This window comes from Bacillus sp. 5w2 (assembly GCF_054353775.1).
This window is the reverse complement of sequence record NZ_JBTIWT010000006.1, coordinates 1-17,005: the sequence shown is the minus strand read 5'-3', so window position 1 is coordinate 17,005 and position 17,005 is coordinate 1. Positions and strand designations below refer to the sequence as shown.

At 36.3% G+C, this 17,005-nt stretch carries 14 protein-coding genes; 10 read left to right on the top strand and 4 right to left on the bottom strand.

The annotated features are described in order from the left end of the window. From ACXY7N_RS13170 to ACXY7N_RS13145, 6 genes are all read left to right on the top strand, one after another. A complete protein-coding gene (locus ACXY7N_RS13170) occupies window positions 1-1,176 on the top strand; it encodes an amidohydrolase (protein WP_000382107.1) in 1,176 nt (391 codons plus the stop codon). Between the two features lies 1 nt (window position 1,177). Next, window positions 1,178-1,375 (top strand): DUF3311 domain-containing protein, encoded by a 198-nt coding sequence (locus ACXY7N_RS13165; protein WP_000719859.1) that lies wholly within the window; start codon window positions 1,178-1,180, stop codon window positions 1,373-1,375. Further along, entirely contained in the window at window positions 1,372-2,844 is a 1,473-nt protein-coding gene (locus ACXY7N_RS13160; protein WP_000125904.1) for a sodium:solute symporter family protein, read from the top strand. The genes ACXY7N_RS13165 and ACXY7N_RS13160 overlap by 4 nt, the downstream gene beginning before the upstream one ends. A 102-nt stretch (window positions 2,845-2,946) precedes the next feature. Beyond that, window positions 2,947-4,425, top strand: a complete 1,479-nt coding sequence (gerLA, locus tag ACXY7N_RS13155) for a spore germination protein GerLA (RefSeq protein ID WP_096001687.1) — start codon at window positions 2,947-2,949, stop codon at window positions 4,423-4,425. Then, on the top strand, window positions 4,426-5,550 hold the full coding sequence (gene gerLB / locus ACXY7N_RS13150; RefSeq protein ID WP_000802033.1) for a spore germination protein GerLB: 1,125 nt from the start codon (window positions 4,426-4,428) through the stop codon (window positions 5,548-5,550). It abuts the gene before it with no gap. Beyond that, window positions 5,534-6,700 carry a Ger(x)C family spore germination protein gene (locus ACXY7N_RS13145; protein ID WP_000681621.1) on the top strand — a complete coding sequence of 389 codons (1,167 nt, stop codon included), beginning with the start codon at window positions 5,534-5,536 and terminating at the stop codon, window positions 6,698-6,700. Before gerLB ends, ACXY7N_RS13145 begins: the two co-directional genes overlap by 17 nt. 209 nt (window positions 6,701-6,909) lie before the next feature. Here the strand turns inward: ACXY7N_RS13145 and ACXY7N_RS13140 are convergent, their stop codons facing one another. Genes ACXY7N_RS13140 through ACXY7N_RS13130 form a run of 3 tightly spaced genes read right to left on the bottom strand, consistent with a single transcriptional unit; the run spans window position 6,910 to window position 9,264 of the window. Beyond that, window positions 6,910-8,310, bottom strand: a complete 1,401-nt coding sequence (locus ACXY7N_RS13140; protein WP_353811488.1) for a nucleoside recognition domain-containing protein — start codon at window positions 8,308-8,310, stop codon at window positions 6,910-6,912. Then, a complete protein-coding gene (locus tag ACXY7N_RS13135) occupies window positions 8,288-9,010 on the bottom strand; it encodes a FeoB small GTPase domain-containing protein (protein ID WP_016133640.1) in 723 nt (240 codons plus the stop codon). The genes ACXY7N_RS13140 and ACXY7N_RS13135 overlap by 23 nt, the downstream gene beginning before the upstream one ends. Continuing rightward, window positions 9,007-9,264, bottom strand: coding sequence for a FeoA family protein (locus ACXY7N_RS13130; protein WP_000252989.1), 258 nt, complete (start codon window positions 9,262-9,264; stop codon window positions 9,007-9,009). Before ACXY7N_RS13130 ends, ACXY7N_RS13135 begins: the two co-directional genes overlap by 4 nt. A gap of 509 nt (window positions 9,265-9,773) precedes the next feature. Here ACXY7N_RS13130 and ACXY7N_RS13125 point away from each other — a divergent pair. The 4 genes from ACXY7N_RS13125 to ACXY7N_RS13110 all read left to right on the top strand — a co-directional run bounded on the left by ACXY7N_RS13125 (window position 9,774) and on the right by ACXY7N_RS13110 (window position 13,221). Then, window positions 9,774-10,676 (top strand): phosphate ABC transporter substrate-binding protein PstS family protein, encoded by a 903-nt coding sequence (locus ACXY7N_RS13125; protein ID WP_000245104.1) that lies wholly within the window; start codon window positions 9,774-9,776, stop codon window positions 10,674-10,676. 71 nt (window positions 10,677-10,747) lie between these two features. Further along, window positions 10,748-11,638 carry a phosphate ABC transporter permease subunit PstC gene (gene pstC, locus ACXY7N_RS13120; RefSeq protein ID WP_000676673.1) on the top strand — a complete coding sequence of 297 codons (891 nt, stop codon included), beginning with the start codon at window positions 10,748-10,750 and terminating at the stop codon, window positions 11,636-11,638. A gap of 2 nt (window positions 11,639-11,640) precedes the next feature. Then, complete coding sequence (gene pstA, locus ACXY7N_RS13115) at window positions 11,641-12,561, top strand: phosphate ABC transporter permease PstA (RefSeq protein WP_000994145.1); 921 nt, start codon at window positions 11,641-11,643, stop codon at window positions 12,559-12,561. A 135-nt stretch (window positions 12,562-12,696) separates the two neighbouring features. Next, window positions 12,697-13,221 (top strand): P-loop nucleotide/nucleoside kinase family protein, encoded by a 525-nt coding sequence (locus ACXY7N_RS13110; protein WP_353811487.1) that lies wholly within the window; start codon window positions 12,697-12,699, stop codon window positions 13,219-13,221. Between the two features lie 42 nt (window positions 13,222-13,263). On the opposite strand, the gene ACXY7N_RS13105 is transcribed toward ACXY7N_RS13110, so the two are convergent. Next, on the bottom strand, window positions 13,264-16,308 hold the full coding sequence (locus tag ACXY7N_RS13105) for an efflux RND transporter permease subunit (protein ID WP_353811486.1): 3,045 nt from the start codon (window positions 16,306-16,308) through the stop codon (window positions 13,264-13,266). Window positions 16,309-17,005 lie beyond the last annotated feature (697 nt).

Sequence of the window (17,005 nt, the reverse complement as noted above, 5' to 3'; positions counted from 1 at the left end):
ATGGATGTTGCGAAGGAACTGGTTTTATCGAAAAATCAATTAATTGAGTGGAGAAGGCATTTTCATAAATATCCAGAGTTATCTTTTCAAGAAGAAAAAACATCACAGTTTGTATTCGATATACTTCGGAAAATCCCATGTTTAGAAGTATCAAGACCTACTAAATATAGTGTAATGGCAAGGTTGATTGGTAAGCAACCTGGTAAAATAGTTGCGGTTCGAGCTGATATGGATGCTCTTCCTATTCATGAAGAAAATGAGTTTGATTTTATTTCTACATACCCAGGTGTGATGCATGCATGTGGTCATGATGGACATATAGCGATATTACTTGGGGTTGTACATAAGTTAGTAGAAGAAAGAGAAAAGATTAAAGGGGAGATTCGTTTTCTATTCCAACATGCTGAAGAAAACTTTCCTGGTGGTGCAGAGGAAATGGTCGCAGCAGGTGTAATGGAAGGTGTGGATTATATTATTGGTGCTCACCTTTGGGCGTCGTTAGAGGTTGGGAAAGTAGGTGTAATTTATGGTCCTGCAATGGCTGCCCCAGATGTTTTTAAAATTACGATAGAAGGAAAAGGTGGACATGCTGGAATCCCTCATGAAACGGTTGATAGTATTGCAATCGGCACACAAGTTGTTGCACAAATGCAGCAAATTGTATCTCGCCTCACGAATCCGTTGGACTCCCTTGTAGTATCTGTTACGCAATTTCATGCTGGGACAACCCATAATGTGATTCCAGAACAAGCGGAGATTGAAGGGACAGTGCGGAGTTTAAGACATGAGTTGCGAGAAGAAACAGTGAAAAGGATTGAACAGATTGTAAAGCACGTGACAGAAGCTTACGGAGCGAAATATACGTTTTCTTATGAATATGGATATCGTCCAGTAGTAAATGATTATGAAGTTACAGAGATTATTGAGCAAACAGCATTACAGCTTTATGGAAGGGAACGAGTTACTCGTTTACAGCCGACGATGGCTGGAGAAGATTTTTCAGCGTTTTTACAAAAGGCGCCAGGGACATTCTTTTTTATCGGAGCAGGAAATAAAGAGAAAGGAATTATATATCCTCACCATCACCCTCGTTTTACGATTGATGAAGATGCATTACCGATTGGCGTGGAAGTCTTTGTATCATCGATTATGAATTTCATAAGTAAAGGAGAATGAGATGAAGAAAATACACGTATTAGCGCTTATTCCAGTTTTTTGTTTAGTTGTTGGACCCGTATTTGCTAATTCAGTTACTCCTTACATATTAGGGATGCCATTTTTATTATTTTGGGTATTATTATCAGTGCTCATTACGTCTCTTTGTATGGGGATTGTGTACGTATTTGATCCTGCTAATAAGGGGGATGTAAAATGACCGCATTACTTATCATTATTTTATTTTTGTTTCTCGCACTATTTTTAGGAATTCGAGCACAACATGGAAAAGATATGAATTTAGAGCAATGGTCAGTTGGAGGAAGAGGATTTGGCACTATTTTTGTTTTTCTTCTTATGGCAGGTGAAATTTATACGACGTTTACATTTTTAGGTGGAAGTGGATGGGCGTATAGTAAAGGAGCACCTACTTTCTATATTTTAGGTTATGGTGCATTAGCTTATATTTTATCTTACTTTTTATTGCCGCCAATTTGGAAGTATGCGAAAGAGCATAATCTTGTTTCGCAGCCAGATTTTTTTGTGAAGAAATATAGGAGTCAGACACTTGGCATTATCGTTTCTATCATTGGAGTTATTTCGATTATCCCCTACCTCGTTTTACAGTTAAAAGGATTAGGGATTATTGTTTCGGAAGCGTCGTACGGAAGGGTGTCACCAGTTATCGCAGTGTGGATTGGCGCAATTGTTATAACGATATATGTAATGGTTTCAGGTATACACGGTTCTGCTTGGACGGCCGCTTTGAAGGATATTATGATACTGTTTATCGTTATGTTTTTGGGTATATATTTACCGTACCATTATTACGGAGGATTTCAGCCGATGTTTGAAGCTGTAGAAGCAGCAAAACCAGGATTTTTATCTTTACCTGATGAAGGAATGAGCATTTCTTGGTTTGTTTCTACTATTGTATTAACAGCTCTCGGTTTCTATATGTGGCCCCATACATTCGCTTCTGCTTTCTCGGCAAAAAATGAAAAAGTATTTCGTAAAAATGCGGCCATTATGCCACTGTATTCTTTAGTTTTACTTTTCGTGTTCTTTGCAGGGTTTGCAGCTATACTGCAAGTTCCTGGATTAAAGGGAGGGGATGTAGACCTTTCGTTATTCCGTCTGGCTCTTCAAACTTTTGATCCTTGGTTTATTGGTATTATTGGTAGTGCGGGAGTATTAACAGCATTAGTTCCAGGTTCCATGCTTGTTATGGCGGCATCTACGTTGTTAGCGAAAAATATTTACCGAACAATGGTCCCGTCTGCTTCAGATAGACAAGTTGCTAAAGCAGCAAAATTATTTGTGCCTGTAGTAACACTTGTTGCAGTATTGTTTACATTTAAAGGAGGAGAAACAATAGGAGCTCTTCTTTTAATGGGATACAGTATAGTGACACAACTTTTCCCTGCACTTGTATGTAGTTTGTTTCCACGTCAAGTTATTACGAAGCAAGGTGCAATTGCAGGAATGGGGATCGGGTTGTTAGTGGTCGCATATATTACTTTGTCTGGTTCAACTATAGCTACGATGTTTCCTGATTTCCCTCAATATATAAAAGATTTAAATGTAGGAATAGTCGCATTGTTAATGAATATGATTGTGATGTTTATCGTTAGTGGATTTACGAAAAATGTGTCTATAAAAGCAGACAATATAATAGTAGAAAAGTAATCCGTGTGCTAGAGCTATCTTTAAAAAGAGATAGCTCTTTTTTTGTATATATTTTCTTCTATTAGCGAAATCTAACTAAAAACTTGTTGAAAAGGAAGTTAGGTGGGGGACTTGTTAGAGTTAAAAGGTAACTTATTTGAAGTTATGAAAGAAATTAGGGATGAGTTAGGTTCGCCTAATGATTTAACAATTAGGGAAGTTGCCCTCGCTGGTAGTTTTACACGCTGTGCTGTTATTTTTTTATGTGGGTTAACAGATAAGGATAATGTTTATAAATATGTAGTTCATACACTTCAATATGAAGAAGTACAAAAAGAAGAGGCTGTTGTTCAAACGTTATTGGATCGTTTTATTTCTATTGCAGAAGTTGGTAAGAAGACGACGTTTCCGGATATTATAAATGCGATTTTAGCAGGAGATACAGTTATATTAATTGATAATATTCAAACCGCTATCGTGATTAACAGTAGAGCTTGGGAAAAAAGAAGTTTAGAACCGCCAGTAACAGAAGACTTAATACGTGGACCGAGGATTGGATTAAATGAAGATATTAATGTGAATAAAATGTTAATCCGACGTGGTTTGCGCGATCCAAAGTTGAGGTTCCAATCTTATATTATGGGGAAGCGATCGCAGAAAGAAGTAACCTTAGTATATATAGAAGATATTATTAACCCTTATATTGTGAAAGAGCTAGATCGGCGTCTTCAATCAATAGAGACAGATGTCGTTTTTGAGACGGGTACGATTGAGCAATTAATTCAAGATAATAATTTGTCACCGTTTCCGCAGTTTTTGAATACAGAAAGGCCTGATAATATTGTGGCCTCGTTAGCGAAAGGAAAGGCAGCTATTTTGGTGGACGGATCACCGTTTGCCCTTATAGCTCCGCTAGTATTTGTTGATATTTTTCAATCTGTAGAGGATCATTACGAGCGCTGGGTGATTGGGACGTTATTGAGGATTTTGCGAATGGTCTCTGGTATTATGGCGGTTTTATTACCAGCGACGTATGTAGCGCTAGTTTCATACCACCAAGGGCTTATTCCATCTAAACTAGCTTATTCTATTGCGGGAGCGAGAGAAGGGGTACCGTTTCCGGCATATATAGAAACGTTAATGATGGCATTAACGATGGAGTTAATACGAGAAGCGGGAATTAGGTTGCCAAAACCGATGGGGCAAACAATTGGGATTGTAGGTGGTCTTGTAATTGGAGAAGCTGCGGTGAACGCAGGGATTGTAAATCCGTTTTTAGTAATTATTATTGCAGTTACTGCAATTGCTACATTTTCACTTCCTGTATATAGCATAACAATTACGTTTCGAATTTTACTTTTTGTCTTTGTATTAGCAGCGACTGCTTTTGGGTTGTACGGAATCATTTTAGCTCTTATTGCACTTGCGATTCATATTACGAATTTAAAGAGTGTTGGGGTGCCATATACAACGCCTATTGCTCCTGCATTTTATAAAGATTGGGAAGAAGAAATGATCCGCTTGCCAAAATCAATGTTGAAAGAAAGACCAGAGTACTTACAAACGAAAGATTCTACAATACGTCCAAAGGAGCGAGAGTAATTGAAACCATTTGAATATGGGGATGAAGAAATTGGATCTCGGGAACTTGGTTTTGCGGTATCGTCAACAATTATCGGTATAGGTGCATTATCTATGCCGCGAGATATTGCTACGCAAACTTTATTTTCGGACGGTTGGATTATTTTGCTTTTGGGTGGATTAGTCTGTGCGGTTTTAGGGTGGTTTGTAACGAGGGTGGCTATTTTATTCCCAAAACAAAACTTTGTTCAATATACGAGTGCACATTTGACGAAGCCTGTTGCATACACAATTAGTAGCATTTTAGTATTAACGTTTGCTGCTTTGACAGCATATGAATCGCGAATGATTGCAATTATTTCACAAACGTATTTGTTTAGTGATACACCAGTGCAACTATTGTCTTTCTTTTTCCTATTAGTTGTTATTTATGGAATAGCAGGATCGAGAGCGGCTTTAGTAAGGCTAAACGTTTTGTTTTTACCTATAGTTTTAATTGCGATAGTGCTGCTTTCTTTATTGAATATAAATTTAATGGAGATAAATAATTTACTACCAGCTTTTCAAACGGACGTCAGTCAATATGCTGTAGGAGTTAAAAACTCTATTTTCACATTTATCGGATTTGAGGTAGCTCTGTTTTATGCTGTGATGTTGAACGATAAGTCAGTGAAAAAGGCACCGATGGCAGTTGCAAAAGCGGTGATGGTAAACGTGTTGTCATACATTTTAATTTATGTAACTTGTATTAGTGTTTTTACTTATATGACAACCCGTGGATTGACGTATCCAACAATTGAATTAGGGAAAGAAATTGAAATTGGAGGAGGGTTTTTAGAAAGATTTGATGCAATTTTTTTCACTACTTGGATTATTACTATTTATAACACGACAGCAATGTATTATGACGTCGCATCTTTATTGTTTTGTGCTATGTTTCCGAAAGTGAAGAAACATATTTTTATTTTCGTAAGTGCCCCGATTATTTTTATGCTGAATATGATACCTAGTAGTTTGAAGGACTTGTCAAATTACGGAACTTATTTAGCTTGGATAGATATGGGCTTTGTCGTGTTAGCACCTTTGTTAGTTTTTATTGTATATAAAATAAAAAGAAGGAATGGTAGAAATGAAACACCTTCTTAAAATCATAATGCTTATAGTTTTAGTTGGATCTATAAGTGGGTGCTCTGAGTTAGAAGAAATAGAAGAAAGAGGATTTGTAGTAGGTGCAGCCTATGATATTGTGAAAAAAAAGAAAGCGAATCCAATTATGAAAGGGACGTATCAGATGGTACTCCCCAGTAAATTGTCGCAACAAGGTGGACAAGGTGGTGGAGATAGCGAAAATTATATTAATGTGAGTGCGAAGGCAGATAGTGTCTTTGAGCAAATACGAATTATTGCCAAAAAAATTAGTCGCTCACTATTCTTTCCGCACATACAAGTGATAATTTTCTCTAAAGATTTATTGTCGAATCCATATGTTTTACAAAATACGTTAGATGTATATATTCGTGATCATGAGATGAGAAGAAATATACGTTTGTTCGTTTCTAAGAAAAATGCAGAAGCTATTTTGAAGCAGAGCGCTAAACCTGAAAATTTACCGGCGCAGTATATTGATATGTTAGCTGAACATCCTCCGAAAAATGCTCAAATGATTGAGGCTGCAAGAATTGGTGAAGTTCAGGAAAAGATGATTTCCAACCGAAGCTTCGTATTACCTATTCTTGAATTAACAAAGCAAGGGGTACAAATGAACGGGGCAGCGTTGTTTCGCGGGAAGGATAATAAGTGTGTAGGTAGTTTGAATGGAGAAGAAACATTTGGAATAAATTATATAATAGGTAAGAAAATTGGAGGATTCTTTACCATTCGTAAAAAAGACCAGCTTATTACATATGAAATTCATAAAATGCGTCGAAAGATTAAAGTATCTACAGAAAATGCTACAAAACCGAAGTTCGATATTCACTTGTTTTTGGAAGGAACATTGGCTGAGTTGCATTTTAGTGATCATAAACAAATTATGAACGAAAAGCGATTAAAGAAAAACATCACGGAGGAAATGGAGAAGCGCATTCAAAAATCGATTAAGCTTGTTCAAAAAAAATATAAGGTAGATGTATTAGAGTTAGGGGAAGTATATAAGCGGCATAATTATAAAGAATGGAAGAAGATAGATAAGAATTGGGATCAAGGTGAAAATTACTTTAGTAATGCTGAGATTACTGTTCATGTTCATCCGACAATTGAGCATTCAGGTTCAGCTTTACCAAAAAGAGTAAAGTAAGGTGATGGAAGGTGTTTACTGGATTAGGAATTAGTTGCACAATATTAATGGCAATTCTTCCGGGGTCCATATACTACATACATAAAAAAATCACAACGTATGGAGCACAACCTTGGAATACTGATATACAAAAAAAGAAACCTGAATAAATTCAGGTTTCTTTCGTGCAAAGCAAATGAAGGGGGATACCTTCTATGTATGCTTTGCTTTTATACAAGCCCTAACCAATGTACCAATTGTGTAGAGAGGAATGTCACAACAATGGCGATAACGGTAGGGATTGCAAACGATAAGAATGTCCATTTTGCACTTTTTGTTTCTTTATATATGTTAACCAGTGTTGTTCCACATGGGAAATGAAGAAGTGAGAACAACATTGTGTTTAACGCTGTTAACCAAGTCCAACCATTTTCTAAGAATAGATTTTTAATTTGGTTAAAATCATCTATTTCAGTTAAAGCTCCGGTTGATAAGTAAGACATTAATAAAATCGGGATAACAATTTCATTCGCTGGTAGTCCAAGAATGAATGCAGCTAAAATAAATCCATCAAGTCCTAACATTTTAGCGAACGGATCTAGGAAGTTTACAAAATACATAAGTAAGCTCGTGTCACCGATGAAAATATTAGCAAGTAACCAAGTTAATGCAGCCGCAGGTGCAGCTACAACAACAGCTCGTTTTAAAACATAGACTGATTTATCGAGTGTTGCACGCACAATTGTATTCCAAACCTTTGGCTTACGGTACGGTGGTAACTCAAGAGTGTAGTGAGTTGGCACGCCTTTTAAAGCTGTTTTTGATAGTACCCAAGAAACAGTTAATGTCATAATAACACCAATTACAACCATTCCAACTACGACACCTGCAGTAACTAATGTTTGCATACTACCTGTATAACCAGCAGCCATAAATAATGAAGCCATTAAAATTAACATAGGCCAGCGACCGTTACAAGGAACGAAGTTGTTTGTTAAAATTGCAAGCATTCGTTCACGTGGTGATTCAATAATACGTGTTGACATAATAGCGGCTGCATTACAACCAAACCCCATTGCCATTGTTAAAGATTGTTTGCCGTGTGCACCGGAGCGTTTGAATAAGCGGTCCATATTAAAAGCGACACGTGGTAAGTATCCGTAGTTTTCTAATAGTGCGAACATAGGGAAAAAGATAGCCATAGGTGGTAACATAACGCTAATAACAGCACCGATACCACGGAATAAGCCGAGTATTAAAATGCCATGTAACCATTCGGGTGCATGTGCTGCCTGGAACCAAGATGTTAAATACCCTTCGGCCCATCCGAAGAACTCAGCAATCATATCAGAGGGTATGTTAGCACCTGCAATTGTAAGATAAAAAATGATAGATAAAATACCGAGCATAATTGGAAATCCCCAAATTGGAGATGTGAAAATTTTATCTAGTTTTTCAGAACGATACAATTTATCAGTATTTGTATATTGAACAGATTCTTTACATATGCTTGCAGATGTTCGATAAATATCTCCGACAATATCATCTCGTATATCGTCTTTTGATAGTGCTTGTGCATGTTGAATAATATAGTCCAATGGAAGAGCTTTACTGGCTGAGTGAGATTCCATTCATTACGACCTCCCTTACAAGTGGTTCATTATGGTGTTTTTGAAGTGTAGTTAAGAAATTTTTATCTCCATCTAATATACGTAACGCAATCCAACGTGCTGGATACGCATCACCGAACACTTTATAAATTTGCGGTTCTAATTCCTGAATCATGCTTTCGATTTTTTCGCTGTAAGAAATTTTAATTGGTGTTGGAATTAGTTTTTTATTTGCTACTTTAGCGATCACATTTAGCAAATGTCCAATGCCTACTCGGTTACGAGCAGAAATCTTAACTACAGGTACACCGAGTGATTTGGCTAATTTTTTTTCATCAATAACGATGCCTTTTTTCTCAGCTTCATCAATTAAGTTAATACAAATGACTACGTTGCTCGTCATTTCCATCACTTGGAGTGCTAAATTTAAATTTCTCTCCATAGCAGTTGCGTCTATAACAACTACAGTTACTTCTGGTTTTTCAAATATAATATAATCCCTCGCTACTTCTTCGTCCGCAGAATTTGAATATAGTGAGTAAGTTCCAGGTAAATCAATTAATGTATATTTACTTCCGTTATGTTCATATTCCCCTTCAGCTTTTAAAACAGTTTTTCCCGTCCAGTTTCCAGTATGCTGTTTTAAGCCTGTTAAAGTATTAAATAATGTACTTTTCCCGGTATTCGGGTTGCCAGCTAAAGCAATGCGATGTTTGCTCATCTGAAATCATCTCCTATTAATACCCCGAAAATAAGGGAACTTTCTTCCTTGCGTAGTGCAATAGTGGTGTTGCTTACTTGATAAGCGACAGGATCTCCAAGTGGACTGCGTTGTAATACTTTAATCGTTGCCCCAGGGATAAATCCTAAATCTAATAAACGTCGTTTCATAGTTCCTTCTAATTGTATCTTCTCAATTTGTACAAACTCTCCTGTCTTAAATTCGGAAAGTGGTTTTGTATTAGCCGATACCATAAAAGTTACCTCATCTCTATATTGTTAGTTTAAGTTTAAAAAGTTTCCTTAGGTAAACTTTTTGTTAGTAATATAGTAGACTACATTGGATGATGCTGTCAATTGGTACTTTAAAAATATTCATTTATTTTTAGAATTGTTCCAATTTATTTAGTTGTACTAAAAAATATTACTGAAATTTTATTTAATGTAAATGAAGTAAGAGTGTAAAAGTTAAAAAATACAAAGGATTTGTAAATGTATTTTTAACTAAAAGGGGAAAAGAGCGAAAAACATTTACATTGAGTTTACATTGTTAAGAATAAATTTACATTACAGCTTAATTAGTGTGGATTTTGTTGGGTTCTTTAACTATAAATCTTGGGATTCCTAGCTTTTAAGGGTTATTATCGTTATTTACTTAAAATTAAAGATTGCTTAACACTCACATAATATTGCTGTCCTACAATGAATTTGTGTTCGAAAGAAAATGAATTCGAAAAGTGATAATCCAAATGGGGGTACAAGACATGGTTATGAAAAAAGGTATTAAATTTTCTTTAGCGGCTTTAGTGGTAGCAGGAGCGTTGGTTGGATGTGGGAAAGCGGAAGATACAGCTAGTAAAGAAAGTGCTAAAGGAAGCGATAATACAAAACAAGAATTATCAGGCACGATTGCAGCAGCTGGTTCTACGGCTCTTCTACCTCTTGCGGAGGAAGCTGGAAAGAAATTCATGGAAAAAAATTCGAAAGTTTCTATTCAAGTTCAAGGTGGCGGTAGTGGAACTGGGATTAACCAAGTAGCATCGGGTGCAGTACAAATTGGTAATTCAGATGTTCCGTCTGGAGATAAAATAAAAGATGCTGAAAAAGCGAAAGAATTAGTAGATAACAAGGTAGCGGGTATTGCATTCGCACTTGTCGTAAATAAAGATGTAAAAGTTGATAACTTAACAGTAAAACAAGTACAAGATATCTTCACTGGAAAAGTAACAAACTGGAAAGAGGTAGGCGGGAAAGATGAAAAAATCAACGTAATTAACCGTCCGGCTTCATCTGGTACACGTGCTACGTTTGAAAAGACAGTTATGAAAGAAGCGAAAATTAATGATGGAACTGGTACAACACAAGATTCTAACGGTGCAGTAGAGCAAGCGATTAACTCTACTCCAGGTTCAGTAAGTTATTTAGCGATGTCTTACATGGTTGGCGATAAAAAAGGTGCGCTACAAACAGTGAAAATTGATGGTGCTGAACCAAAAGTTGAAAACATTTCGTCGGGTAAATATCCATTCTGGTCTTACGAGTACATGGTAACAAAAGGTGAGGCAAAAGAAGCAACGAAAGCTTACATTGACTATGTAAAAGGTAAGGATTTTGAAAAGCAAGTAGAAGATATGGGTTACATTCCTATGTCTAAATTAAATAAATAAGAAAGTTTTATGGGGCTGGCTGCAAGGCCAGTCCTGTTCATTTCAATCTATGAAGTGGGGTCTGACCTGTGATGAAGGGGAAAAAACAAATTAATTACGTAAAAAGTGAATATATAGGAAGATCGCTTGTTACGTTTTGTGGTATTTTTATTGTTTTAATTACATTAGCTATTATTGCGTTTATTTGCGGTAAAGGTATTCAATCTTTTACACAAAGCGGTATCTCATTTACTGAGATGTTAACATCGACAAAATGGAATCCAAATGCTGACGAAGGAACCTTTGGGGCTTTGATTTTCATTGTAGGTTCAACAGTGGTTTCGTTAGGTGCGGTTATTATTAGTGCGCCAATTGCTATAGCTCTTGCTATATTCATGAATTTAATTTCGCCGAAGTTTGGGAATAAAGTATTGAAGCCTGTTTTAGAATTATTAGTTGGTATTCCTTCGGTTGTATACGGATTATTAGGGGTTACGATTTTAGTGCCGCTATTACGTGATTCGTTTGGGGGAGTGGGCTTTAGTTTAATTGCAGGTATCGTTGTATTAAGTATTATGATTTTGCCTACTATTGCTAGTATCGCTTCTGATGCAATACGCTCTGTTCCATTTGATTATTTAGAAGCTTCTTATGGTCTAGGATCAACGAAATGGCAAGCGATTAGCCGAGTGATTGTTCCTGCTGCGAAAAAAGGGATTTTAACAGGTGTTGTTTTAGGTTTAGCACGTGCTTTTGGTGAAGCGTTAGCGGTTCAAATGGTAATTGGAAACACAATTAAATTACCAGAAGGAATATATAGTCCGACAGCAACGTTAACTGGTATTTTGACAATGGACATGACAAATACATTAAACGGAACTGCTTGGAACAATGCGCTATGGAGTTTAGCGATGATTTTACTTGTTATTTCATTCCTGTTTATTTTAGTAATTCGAGCGATTGGGCAAAGAGGTGAGCGATAATAATGAACGCAAGAACGGTAAATAAAGTTTGGACAGGTATCTTTTATGCAGTTGCAGCTTTAGTTGTAGCTCTTCTAGTATTCTTAGTGTTTGAAATTCTGCAAAAGGGATGGGGATTTTGGGATCCTAATTTCTTGTTTGGAGAACCAAGTAATACAAGAGCTGGTGGTGGGATTGGTCCGCAGTTATTCAATTCCTTCTACATGCTTGTTATAACGCTTGTTATATCTATTCCTCTTGGATTAGGTGCTGGGATATATTTAGCAGAGTATGCAAAACAAGGACGTTTCTTAAACTTTGTTCGTTTATGTATCGAGACAATGGCGTCTTTACCATCTATTGTTGTTGGTCTATTCGGTTTGCTAGTGTTCGTTACTATGACAGGTTGGGGATATACAGTAATGGGTGGTGCCCTTGCTTTAACGATTTTAAACTTACCAGGTTTAACACGTGTTTGTGAAAATGCGATTTCAGAAGTGCCTCATAATGTAAAAGAGGCGAGTCTTGGATTAGGTGCAACGAAATGGCAAACAATCGCTCGTATTATTATTCCGTCGTCATTACCGCAAATTATTACAGGTATTATTTTAGCGGCGGGTCGTATATTTGGTGAAGCGGCAGCGTTAATTTATACAGCGGGTTTAACATCCCCGATTTTAAATTCAGCAGCGGACTTCTCAAGTCCTGCGCATCCTTTAAATCCATTTAGACCAGCTGAAACGTTAGCGGTTCACATTTGGAAGTTAAATTCTGAAGGAGTTATTCCGGATGCAAAGTTGATTGCGACAAAATCTGCAGCTGTATTAATTATTATGGTATTACTATTCAACGTTATTTCACGCTTGGTAGCATCTATCTTGCACAAACGTTTTACAGGAACGAAAAGAAAAAGTAAAACGACGAAGAAAGTAAAAGCGGCATAAATTATAAAGAGGAACTCTCTACTTATAAGTAGGGAGTTCTTTTTGTATTTTAATATAGAAGGAATGGATGTAATGATTGTTGAATTTGTAATTGATTATATAGATGAATAGGTACGGATGAGAGGGGAAGTTAATTTGTTTTTTCTGCAAATGTCAGGTTTTCCTGGATCGGGAAAATCGACAGTTTCTAAGTATATAGCGAAGTTAACAGGTGCTGTAATTGTAGATCACGACGTTTTGAAATCGGCATTGTTACAATCATTAGAAATGAAAGGGGTTGAATCGACAATTGTTGGCGGAGTATCATACGATGTTGAATGGTCATTGATTGATTCTTATTTAGAACAAGAGCATAGTGTTATATTGGATAGTCCATGTCTATATGAAGGGATGGTTGAAAAAGGAATGAAACGGTCTAATAAACACGGTGTAAAATATAAATATATTGAATGTTATCTTAATGATATGGAAGAGATTAATAATAGGCTACAAACACGTAAGCGTATGGTCAGTCAGATTGGAAGAGTGGATTCGGAAGTAGCCTTTAAAAAGTGGTTAGATGGTAGTAAAAGACCTTTAAATAGTGAATATCTTATTGTGGATTCTAGTAAACCTCTAGAGCAATATGCGGAAAAAATGATGGATTATATGAGTAGGTAGAGAAAAAAGCGTTATCTTCATTCGTGAAGATAACGCTTTTTTTTAAATATCAGGTGTTTCTGTAGAAGTGCTTATTTTTCTGCGCGAGCGTCTTTTTCTCCCAATTTTATCTAATAGTTCATACATAACTGGAACGACTACTAATGTAAGAACGGTTGAGACTGCTAAACCACCGATGACAACGACTGCCAAACTTTTTGATACCATACTTCCTGCTTGGGATTGGCCAAATAGGAGTGGCAGCATAGCGACGATTGTCGTTATAGCTGTCATAATAATTGGACGTAATCTAGTGGATCCAGCTTCTAGTAAGGCTTCTCTTGTTTCCATTCCGTGTTCCCGATTTTGTTGTACTCTTTCTATTAATACGATAGCGTTTGTAACGACAATCCCGATTAACATTAATGCGCCGATCAAGGAATTTACATCAACAGGTGTTCCTGAAATGATTAATCCTAAAATACCGCCAACGGCAGCTAATGGCAAGGAGAACAAAATTGCAAAAGGAGCGCGTGCTTGCCCGAAGGTGATAACCATAATTAAATATACAATCCCGATTGCAATCCCCATAATTTTGAATAGGTCCGTGAAGTTTTCTTGCATAGATTCAGTGGCGCCTGCAATAGTTACTTTTGCGCCGCTAGGTAAATCTAAATCAGTTATCGCTTTGTTTACTTCTGTGCTTACTTTACTTAAATCTTCACTTGAGGCCTCGGCATTAATTTGAATCGTTTCTTTACCGTCTTTATGGAAGACTTCTGTTTGAAGTTGCTTTTCTGAAATGGTTGCAATGTCTTTTAAAGGAATTGGTCCATTGATAGGTGATAGTATGTTAGTGTTTAAAATGTCTTCTTGTTTAGTAATGTTTTCTTTTTTGTGTTCTATTATAATAGTTGTTTTTTCATTATTGATTGAAACTTCACCAATAGGTGATTTCTTCATAAGGAATGCTACTTGTTGTGCTGCTAATTCTGGTGTTAATCCCAGTTGTTCGGCCTTTGTCTGATCAACATGGATTTGCCATTCTTTCTTAGAGTCTTCTAAATTCGTTTTTACTTTAGAGAGAGCAGGCATATCTTTTAGTTTTGTTTCGACGATAGTAGCAGCCTTTTTTAAATTCGTTTCGTTAGTGGCTGTTACGTTAAATTGCAAATTGTTGCCGCCACCAGAGCTTGAATAACTCGTTTTTATGTAATCAAGTTCAGCGGGCTCAAAAGCTTTATGTTCTTTTTTTAAATCTTTAATATATTGATCAATATCAGAGCCTTTCTTGAAGACTACAAATATACTGGCAAGATTATTTTTTGTCGTTTGTCCCCATTGTGCATCTTCTGCGCTAGATCCCATTCGTAAAATAACATCCGTTACATCTGAATTAGAAAGTAATTTCTTTTCGAAATCGAATGCTTTTTGTTTTTGCGTTTCAGGAGCGTAATCAGCTGGGAATGTCATGTTAATAGATAACATTGTGTCGTCTTCAGATTTTATGTTCGCTTTCGGTAGTAATATATAGGCTGCAATCGATCCTGCAAATAATAAAAAAGAAGTAAGTAGAATAATGAATTTATGCGAAAGAGCCCACTTTAATGTAGCGACATATCGTGGTGAAGAATTTGGCTTTCGATGTTTTGTCTTTTTGAGTAGTAAAAAAGCCATAAGTGGAACAACTGTTAGTGCGACGATTAAGGATGATAGTATGGAATATACAACTGCTAATACCATAGGTAACATTAATTTTCCAATTACTCCTGATACGAGGCCGATAGGTAAGAAAACAGCGACTGTTGTTAAAGTAGAAGAAGTAATTGCGACGGCGACCTCTTTCGTTGCATCGAGAATAATATCTTTAGAGAAAGATTCTTTTTGTAAACGACGGAAAATATTCTCAATGACAACGATGCTATCATCGACGAGACGTCCAACTGCAACAGCTAAACCACCAAGCGTTAGGGTGTTAAGTGTGATGTTAGATTGGTGGAGTAAAAAGAGAGTTAATAAAATAGATAATGGGATACTGACAACAGCGATGAGTGTTGTTCGGAAGTTACGCAAAAAGATTAAGATAATTAGAGTTGCAGCAATTGCCCCAAGTATTACTTCTTTTCCCATACTAGTAACAGCATTTTCAACTTGCTCATGAGTTGAGGCTAAAAGTTTAATAGAAAACTGATCTTTATATTGTTTACTTATATCTTTAATTTTTTTATCGATTTCTTTTCCGATTGCAACCGCATTTTTACTTGGCTCTTTCATAATGATTAATCCGGTTCCTTCTTCTCCATTTATATGCGAGATTGTATCGTAGTGTTGTTTAAGCTCGATTTGAGCAACATCTTGCAACTTTACTTGAGGTGCAACGGTGATGTTTTTAATGTCATCTACATTTTTTATATCCCCAATGACGCGAAGGTTATATTCTTCTTTATTAACGGTAATTGCTCCAGCTGGAGTGGAAGTTTCTTTTCCTTGTAAAACTTTTAATACTTGCTCTGTTGTTACGTTTTTATCTTTTAATTGGTTTGAGTCTAGTACGATAGATAATTCAGAAGCTGATTTTCCGAAAAACATAACGTTGGCAACACCATCAATGCTTTCGAGTTGCGGTACGATTTCTTTTTCGATTTGTTTTTCATCTGCTTTTGAAAATCCGTTTTGCTTCTGGATAGCAATTTGGGCGAGTGGAATCATAGAAGTATTTAATTGGCTAACTACGGGTTTCGTTGCATCTTTAGGTAATTTAATTGTATTAATGGCCTTTTCGACTTCGCGTGCTGCGTCTTTCATATTTGCTTTGGATGTATACGCGATATCGATGCGTGATAATCCCTCGTGCGTAGAAGAGGTGATGCTATCGATATGTTCTAAATTGCGAAATTGTTTTTCGAGAGGATCAGTTACTTCTTTCGTCATCGCTTCAGCGTCGAGTCCTTGAGATAAGGTGGTGACAGTGACTGCTGGATTATCGATGCTTGGTAAAAATTCCATAGGTAATTTAGAGCCGGAATAAACGCCGAGTATGGAAACGAGAAAAACCATGATGATAACAGCGGCGCGATTTTTTAATGAAAACTTTGTTAACCTATCCATAAAGTAATTCCTCCATTGGTTTATTTATAGTTGAGTACGTCCTTTCTTAACTATATAACAAAAAATGGATATTTTTCATTAATTAAATGTAAAAAAATTCTAACAATAATCTTAAGTTAATGTTTTGTAGGAATTTCGTTATTTATCTCGCTATTCGCCGGACGATAAGACTCTCACCTCAAAATTCGGTTGGAGTCGAGTTGCCTGTAAACACCCGATTCGTTCAACTAATAATTTGTGTGGAGGAACAAAGCCAAAAATCAGCATGTTCGCTTTATTAGGAAGTGAAAATACTGATTGGAGGGGGAAGAGGTAAATTTATTTCCTTTTTATTGTTAGTCTATAGAGAAGTAAATGATTATGAGCGTTACTATAGAAGAGAATGAAAATCTAGGGAGGGGTTATGAAATGCGGTTTGGTTAAGTAGAGTGTATTGGTATACAATTTAAATAGCTGTTTTCTATAGAGGGGATGAGGTGTATCTATATAGAAGAAAGTAGGATAGATATTTTTTTGTGATTTTTTATAAAAAACACTTGTTATTTAAAAACCATGATGGTATATTAATAAACGTCGCTGATGCGGAAATGCAGAAAACGACGAAAAAGAAATTTTAAAACATAGTTGACATCGAAAAATGAAGATGTTAATATGATGAAGTCGCTTCTGAAGCGGCGGACAAGTTCTTTGAAAACTG